The organism is Pandoraea anhela, from assembly GCF_902459655.1.
Lineage (GTDB): Bacteria > Pseudomonadota > Gammaproteobacteria > Burkholderiales > Burkholderiaceae > Pandoraea > Pandoraea anhela.
In genome coordinates, this window is record NZ_CABPSB010000040.1 from 1 (window position 1) to 7,837 (window position 7,837).

At 53.5% G+C, this 7,837-nt stretch carries 7 protein-coding genes and 1 pseudogene; 3 read left to right on the top strand and 5 right to left on the bottom strand.

Going from position 1 to position 7,837, the window contains the following annotated elements; genetic code table 11:
- Positions 1–38: 38 nt before the first annotated feature.
- The 4 genes and pseudogenes from PAN31108_RS26575 to PAN31108_RS26945 form a co-directional block, all read right to left on the bottom strand.
- The gene (locus tag PAN31108_RS26575; protein WP_174995151.1) at positions 39–1,688 is read right to left on the bottom strand and encodes a site-specific integrase; all 1,650 of its coding nucleotides are present in this window, start codon (positions 1,686–1,688) and stop codon (positions 39–41) included.
- Complete coding sequence (locus PAN31108_RS26935; RefSeq protein ID WP_246184158.1) at positions 1,681–1,821, bottom strand: hypothetical protein; 141 nt, start codon at positions 1,819–1,821, stop codon at positions 1,681–1,683. Before PAN31108_RS26935 ends, PAN31108_RS26575 begins: the two co-directional genes overlap by 8 nt.
- A gap of 18 nt (positions 1,822–1,839) precedes the next feature.
- Positions 1,840–2,133, bottom strand: a pseudogene (locus PAN31108_RS26940) (site-specific integrase); the annotation flags it as partial.
- Complete coding sequence (locus PAN31108_RS26945) at positions 2,133–2,942, bottom strand: site-specific integrase (RefSeq protein WP_246184157.1); 810 nt, start codon at positions 2,940–2,942, stop codon at positions 2,133–2,135. The pseudogene PAN31108_RS26940 and the gene PAN31108_RS26945, both read right to left, overlap by 1 nt.
- A gap of 847 nt (positions 2,943–3,789) precedes the next feature.
- On the opposite strand from PAN31108_RS26945, the gene PAN31108_RS25950 reads away from it, so the two are divergent.
- The 3 genes from PAN31108_RS25950 (at position 3,790) to PAN31108_RS25960 (ending at position 6,726) form a co-directional block, all read left to right on the top strand.
- The gene (locus tag PAN31108_RS25950) at positions 3,790–5,049 is read left to right on the top strand and encodes a PDDEXK family nuclease (RefSeq protein WP_150671625.1); all 1,260 of its coding nucleotides are present in this window, start codon (positions 3,790–3,792) and stop codon (positions 5,047–5,049) included.
- A gap of 156 nt (positions 5,050–5,205) precedes the next feature.
- Positions 5,206–6,348: a hypothetical protein gene (locus PAN31108_RS25955; RefSeq protein WP_150671626.1), complete on the top strand. Its 1,143-nt coding sequence runs from the start codon at positions 5,206–5,208 to the stop codon at positions 6,346–6,348.
- Positions 6,349–6,387: 39 nt separating this feature from the next.
- Positions 6,388–6,726, top strand: coding sequence for a hypothetical protein (locus tag PAN31108_RS25960; RefSeq protein ID WP_150671627.1), 339 nt, complete (start codon positions 6,388–6,390; stop codon positions 6,724–6,726).
- Between the two features lie 273 nt (positions 6,727–6,999).
- On the opposite strand, the gene PAN31108_RS25965 is transcribed toward PAN31108_RS25960, so the two are convergent.
- Positions 7,000–7,837: ubiquinol-cytochrome C chaperone family protein (locus tag PAN31108_RS25965; protein WP_150671628.1), on the bottom strand; the 838-nt coding region annotated here is incomplete at its 5' end.

The window sequence follows — 7,837 nt, forward strand, 5'->3', positions numbered from 1 at the left end:
TTCTTCATGTTCGTCTTCTTCTCCGAAAACGAACTTTACTAGAATCCGGCTGGCCCTGTTTGCAGGGGGCATGTCAGAGCTTCGATAACCCATTCGCGGCGCTCCTCACTCGACTCTTCAAACCAGGCCAATTTCTCTTGAATCCGTTCGACTGCAAGTTGCGCTGGAGGTGAATCATCAACGAACTTCCGCATATCGACCTTGCTGACTTCATGGAGCTTGATTTGACAAAAGGACGCAAGCGCCCATACATAGTCAAACGTATCGATGTCGCGATGGGACATGCACCATAAGCACCCGGATTTCCTCGCGCAGTTTGGCCTTGGGGCTTGCTTCGCAATCGACGCTTCTTCCTTCGGTGTACCAGTGCATTCTCCAGGAGCAACGGACTCTTTCTTGACTAAATGCGAATCAAGGGCCGCCCAGAATATGGTGACCTCGGTCATTGCGCGTTGTTGGCTCGGCTTGTGATAATCACGGAGCAGAGTCCTTTTGGTATGCTGGCTCGTCTCGGCGGTGACATCAGGGTCACCGGTCCTGCGCAACATCCAATTTACTCTCGTGTTTCGCAATAGACGAGGGCCAATAAAGGTGATGTTCAGTTTTTCACAAACTGCTCGGATTCTTGCCATGTCGCAACGAGAGCCTGGCAGACTCCCGAATCGAATAAAAGGAAACATGAGCTCCGACTCGGGGAACAGCGCTTTGCGCCATTCAAGGTAACGCTCGAGGTGAGATTTGTATTCCTTGAAAATCTCGAAAAACACAGTGCGACTTCCTCGACGCTTATATTCGCTGACTTGGTAGCCATCGTGATGACTCACGTAGGAGAAGCGTCGCAGTGTAAGCCGGCAAGCTTCCGTCGCGTTCATAGCTGTCTGTCCGATAAACATCATCAGTTCGGCTTCTATTCTTAGATTAGCTAAGAAATTCGGATTCCCGGCCTCCAGAATCGCATCATGGTCAGTGGGTGAGGGGGTGAGTCTTCCTGCACTGAACGAATTGCCGTTTCGCAATGTAATTTCAAGGGGCCGTGTCGCGTCAATGACAACGCTTTTGGGAAGGCTGTCGCATATATCCTGGAGCATGTGTCCCAGCACAAAGGTATCGCTAAGACTCTGTTTTTCCGCTTGGACACCAACCGCCGACTTGCGGCGGCTCTTCCATTCAATGCGGGTCAGCTCAATTATCCGTGTGCGCCGTTGGAGAGCGCGGTCCAAAAGCGTGCCAACGATGGCCGCGTAGTTGTAAGCCGACCTGCAAGCTAAGCGGCGTTGACCGTCAGGTACGTTCTTTGCCGGATATTTTTTTTTCAACCGCGTTCGGTGCAACAGGAAGTCACCCCATGCGCAATACGTCTCTTCGATAGTCGACATAGTTAGCGAGAGAGACTCGCTTTCTGCAAAGCTGAAAAGGTTCCGCACTGTCTTTATCTGGTCGGCGGCAGTCTCACGTGAATTGCCACCGGCGAGTGCGGTATTGATTTCCTCATGCAAAGCTGAGACGAGTTCTAATCGTTCCAACTCTGGGGCCCCTAGCGCCCCACATGCAATTTGATTGTTGACAAGGTCGGCGCGAGTGGAGGCTCCGCCCCGATAGAGCAAGACGGCGAGGTCCCAAGGAGTTTCACGCCGACCAAATTTGATGCCAGGAAACGTCAGGTCGGGTAACTGAGGTCGGTTAAGCATCTTCGTTGTCCCACTCGCGGCTTCTAAAGCCCGTGAATGCCTCATTGAACGCTACGGCAGCCGTCTGCTTGGCGCGCGTCGTGTCCCTGAACTTGATATAGCTGTAAGTCGTGGATTCGTCCTTGTGAAGCATGGCGTCTCGAACGACTCCTATTGCCTCGGCTGGACTGGCTCCACTTGTAAGCAAAACATCTAACAGCCACGTGCCGAACGTCGCGCGTGCTTGGTGGAACTTGAAGTTCGCCATAAACCGCATGCCAGCGTTCACCGCCCGCAATCTCATTTCTTGAACGAGCCTGTCGACTGTTGAGACGGAATAGGGCCGACCTCTGCGAGTCAAGAACAGCAGATTTTTGTGTGCCGTATGTGTTTTTGATTCCCGCAGAAGACGTTCCGTCGACGTCGAGTATCGCTTGAGGTCGTCCAAGAGAGCACCAGGCACCATCAAGTCGCCATTGACCGAGCGCTTTGTAGCGATCCCGTCCCTGGACCGACTGGGAGCAAGAAAATGCCTGGAGTATGCGGGTCCTCTCGCGCGGTCAGGAGGCTGGATACGGACAATGTTGTTACTGTGCCTGCGCGCCCGCCTGTGAAGAACGCGGTTGATAGCATGAGGTGCAGTTCTTTGGTCTCATGCCGAGCCGTATGAGCGACAAGTTGATTCATATGGTCGGCACGAAGAGGCAGTAATCCGTCTTCCAGCATCACGCCAATTCGCTTTCGATTCGGGATAGAGAGGTCAGAACTGAGGCGGACGGCAGTCCTCTTGAAACCGGCCGTGTCGAGAAACGGTACACCTACAAGCCGGTCGTTCCACATGGGAGCGCTGTTGCCGATTAGATTGTGCAAATGGGCGAAGCGATAGAACTGGATGATCGTGCTCATGCAACTCGATACCGTGCTGCTCGCGAGGGCCCCTTCCTCGCGTTGGTCGATGAGGTGCTTGCGGAATCTGCGAAGTACCTGTTCGTCGCGACGTATAGGAAAGTGTCGCCAGTCCGTTTTCTCGGACTCGAGGAAGTTTGCGTACACGCACAAGTGTTTCATCGTACGCTTTACTGTCTCATCGTCGACTGCTTCTGTCCTTTCCAGACTCCAAACATTTGCTTCATCCCAGCCGCTGTGGTCTTCCCAGTACAGTTGCGGCAGCTGCTTGATGGATGGCTTGTCTGTCCGCTTTTCCCATATCAGTTCACCGCTAGCGCTAAGCGATGCTTCGTAGACGTCATAATGAATGTAGTCGAGCCGTGCCATGGCTAGCACCTAACCTGGCCAGCCAGGATGCAGTGCGCGAGGTTGTGCATTGCAGTTGCTCGATGCCGATACGCACGAGTAACGAACGGCCGTGAAGATGTTTGCTCGGGATGGTTGGGAATTTCCAGAGATGAAGTGTTGCCGAATCCGCAATGGATTCCGGTTCGACGGGCGAGTTTGATGAGGCGTGGCGAGCCCGGTGTACGGGACCAAAACTGACCGTAGTTACGAGTCGTTTGGGAGTGTCGCGTGCTTGCTCGGGCGGCGGAACGGCTGCAATGAAAATTGGACGTATCCCAGAGTCTCGGGACGCATCGTGCCTGAAACGTAGTTGAGCCACATCTTGTATGGCAAGCTTGTTCACGTCCGTTCTGCATCGCAACTCCTCTAACGTACCCTCTCATAAATAGAGGGCCGGCCGATGCATTTCGGCTAGCTACGTTGGTTGCGATTCTGGATTGTGAGCATTGTTCTGAACTTGAATCTAGTGGAATTGTTTGAATCAATCAAGTATATTTTTAAATAATTCTTTTATCTCGAAATTTTTATCGTTGGGTGTTGACTTTCTGGAGTTAAATGTGTTTATTCCAATCTTTTCGGGATCTATGTTTTTGATATACCGTTTTGATTGCCACTAATTTAATATTGTCGATGCGTATATCATTAAATTGGGTATTCTGGATGTGGTGAATTGCGTCGCAATGTTAACTAGGTTAGAGGCCTGCGATGCATCTTGTAAGCGACGGCTGGTGACCTTCAATCTGTCGCACCCGAGGTACCCTATCACTTGGTCTCTGCGAATTTGAGCTGGATAATTTAGGTCGTCTTCAGTTGCTAAGGATTTTGTATGGCGTTGTTTGAAATCTACGGGGATAGTTTGCAGGCGGTACCTCTGAAAACGTTCAAAGATTTGGAGATGCGCGAGCGGTCACACATTCAGAGGGCGGTGCGGACGCATATCGAAGCCATTACGCCTGGAGTGCGGACGAAAGTTATCGCGGAGGAGTTCGGTGACTGGGCGGGCGCAAATCGCCGAATCGACTTGTTGTGCGTAGACGAGCAAGCAAACTTGGTCGTCGTAGAATTGAAGCGCGATGACGGTGCGCACATGGACCTGCAAGCTCTGAGGTACGCCGCAATGATTTCCACGATGAAATTCAAACAGACCGTCGCGGCCCACCGGAAATATTTGGTTGACATCGGTTCGAACGAAGACCCGGAACAAGCGCTACGAGAGTTTCTGGAAATTGACGAAGGTCCAGTTGTTTTCACAGACAGAGTCCGCATCGTGCTGGCGTCGGCGGACTTCTCTTCCGAGCTTACGACGGCTGTCCTCTGGCTTAACAAGCAGGGCAATATGGATGTCCGTTGTGTACAGATGCGTCCTCACGCAATTGACGCTCGCGTATTGCTCGACATTCAGCAGGTCATCCCGTTGCCTCAAGCCGCGCACTACACGGTAGCGTTGCGCGAAAAGTCCGTTGAGCAAGACAACGTGCGGGGCACGACGAGAGACACAACACGGTACGACTTGAGCATCGGCGACGATTTCTTTGCAAATCTGGCCAAACGTCGACTGATACTCGAGTTGGTGAGAGAGGCTATAAAACAAGGGCGGACGCCGGATGAACTTCGAACAGCCGTCTATTGGCGACGGCGTGACCTCTTCATGTCGATGCCAGGCGAGGTTGATGAGGATGCATTCCAGGCCGAAGTCCCAGGTAAGCGGCTGCGCTACTTCTTTGGCCCTGGGGAGCTGTTTTTCCTCGACGGGAAAACTTATGCTCTTTCTAGAGCCTGGGCGGACCGAACCTTAGAAGCCGCAGAAAAGATTAAGGGGCTACTTCGGAATTCGGAATCGGTCACGTGGGAGCCGGCGTCGTCATATGGAATGGACGAGGAGCAAGCCTACGAAGGTTACGTTATCAGGCGGCTGGCGAGCGGCGCCATCGAGCTTGAGAGAGATGGCCAGATTGTGAGTCCGGCGAGGCCCATTCTTCGTAAGCTTGCTCAGCAGTTGGGTGTTTCCACGCTATACGAAAGTGGAACCGAGGCGAATACGCAACAGCTCGGAAAACGCGTCATCGTCGCACTCCAGTCTGAATAACTTGCGTATGGTGTGTCCGGGAGTGTGACTTGTTGTGGCAGGCATGTTTGCGACGGCTCCGGGTGGCGGTGTGCGTTAGGTCTCCTGTAGAGACTTCGGTTCGCGTGGCCACGGCCGGAGACTCCCCCTTCCATCAGATGCTTTGGAGCCTGAACGTTGGATAGAACTGTAGAGGCCTTGATTGCCGAATCCTGCCAGCGACATTCAACTTCCCGGGACGTGTCGGTTCACGAATACGTAGAGAAGCTCACCGTCTCTATCGGAAGAATTGTTGAGGGACGTATCAAGCTCTACCTCGACACTCGCTACTGGGTTTTCCTAAGAAATGCTGCGCTTGGACGTGAAAAACGTCGAGAGCATAGTGAAATCTTAACGCTGCTGAGGCGACTTGTTCGAGATGGCGTTGCGATTTGCCCGGTAAGCGATGTGGCTCTTGTTGAGCTAACCAACCAGAGCGACCCTGAAACTCGTGCCGCGACGGCTTCACTGTTGGATGAGCTAAGTCTGGGTGTAGCGCTAATTTTTGAGCGAGAGCGGGTTCACGTTGAATTGGAGCACTTCTTCAGAGCGCCAGCGGAGAGTGTTGCAAAACATTCGCTTCGAACGCGGGTCTGGACAAAGGCTGGACACGCACTCGGAACGCTGATTCCGAGCGTTGATTCGCTGCCTGGAGAGACGCTGCTGCTCCTGCAGAAGGTGTTTGTAGATACGGTTTGGGCGTCAACCTTTAGCGACCTCTTCAAGATGGGCGACGTGGAGCAAAGCCTGGCAGCTAAGTTCAATGAGATGGCGGCCAAAATCAACGTCGAAAAGGAGCGATTCCGACACGAGGTGTCGAGTTTTCAGCAAGCGCTCGGCGCGGAGCTAGCCGGGGCGTTACGCCTCCACGAGGACTTCGTCTCGGAAATGCTGCTCTCATTCTTTGAAGAACAGGGAAACTCTAGGGGAAACGTATCCCCGGAAGAGCTCATTGATAGTCGCGAAAAAATGACGCGCGTAGTGGTGAACGGATTCCGGTATCGCAAGGGCCACATGGCATCTCGGTTGCCAACCGTTTACATACACGCCGCATGTCACGCAGCCGTTCGAATGGATGCAAATCGTAAGTTCAACGGAAATTTTATTCGAGACCTACACCATGGATGCGCGGGCGTTGGGTATCACGACGCGATGTTCACAGAGAACCCTCTTCGGGTTCTTTTGACATCAGGAAATGTCGACGCGAACAGATTGTGCGGTTGTGTTGTGCTGTCGAGCGAGGTGGACGTGGTTGCTTATCTCCGAGAGCTGGAAAGGTAGCCAGCGTCTGGAATTGAGTACGTCCCACGGGAGAGCATTATGCAAATGAGTGACTTAAATACAGCAATCGACAAGTTGGCAGCAGCAGATTTGCTGTTCCTCGTTTCGGTGCCGTGGGTTGCTGGAGGGCGAGAGTTTCGCCTAACCCAGGAGCAAGTGAAGCGGTATATGGTTGATGCGCCTTTGGTGCTCGCTGAATTGTGTGGCGTGTCGCGTGATGTGTATCTTGGGTATCACCGAGACAACTTCACGGCCTACTGCTGTGCTACAACGCGTGACGGCAAGCCTTGCCGGAAAAGCGTTCCAGGCGGCACGTTGTTGCCAGAGCCTGAAGCATGGCAGGCCCTTCAGGGAAAGTACTGTACAACCCACGGGTGATGGGTTTCTGATGACGCTGTGTTCCGAATTGTGTCCGCAATAGGTCCGGGAGCGTGATGTCTTCTCGAATACATTTGGTGCACGGGAAGCCGGAGGCCCTGAAGCAGGCTCCGCTACGCGAAAGCGTTGGGTCCCACCAGCGTCGGCTAGCTGTTGCGAATGCTCCACCGTTTCGCCACTCTGATGTACGTAGTTGCGACGAGGACGGTCACCGCACCCGCCACGAAGACGATAGCGTGTGACTTGAGGTATTCCATCGGGCCTGGAAGCATGTCACGCTCCTTGAAGTGTGTGCCCACACTCGGCACAGAACCGAGATGCGCGTTCACTCCGCGCGCCACAGGACGGGCACGCCTTGGTGTGAGCCTCGACAATAGCTTTCTGTCGCATGTAGGCGATTTGAATGACACAGGGAACAGTGACCCGATAGGCTGGGCTTGCCATGTCGGCCAGCGTCCATGCACCGGTAACAACCCAGCCAACCGGCCCAAGTAGCACGCCGATGGTACGTGAGACCGTTGCATTCACGGCGAAGGGAAGCCCCCGACCAAGCAGTGCCTTCGACACCGCATTGGCCACGATAAGCGAAAGCTCGTAGGTGGCGAACCCGCCCATGCGTCCCGCAGCAATCAGCGCAGCACTGGTCGCCGGTTTAAGCATTGAAAGTTCTGACACGTTTAGTTCTTTCAGCACCGCAGCCCGCTCTTCGTCTGACATCCTCTCAAACGAATCCTTGAGAATTTTGCGAAGAATACGGTCCTCGACAATGAGAGGGTCGTCTTTCTTGTCGAATGCAACTTTCAGGTGTGAGGCCACATCCTTGACGACCTCGTCATACGCGATAGTCTTGCCCGCGTCTGGAAGAACCTTGTCGAATAGCGAGCCCAGGGGGATGCTGTTACGGACATCGCGGTACACATTCGTCAGCGTGTTACCGCCGAAGGTATGTATTTCTTGGGCGATATATCCTCTGTCGCCCTCGGTATAGCGCTTGCGAACCTTACACTGAACCAATCTATCGCAAACATCGCTGTTCTGTATTGACCTAGCAAAACCTGCACAGGTTAAGCGGCTAAAGCGAATGCCTCGGCCGGGGTCTTCATCTTTAGCG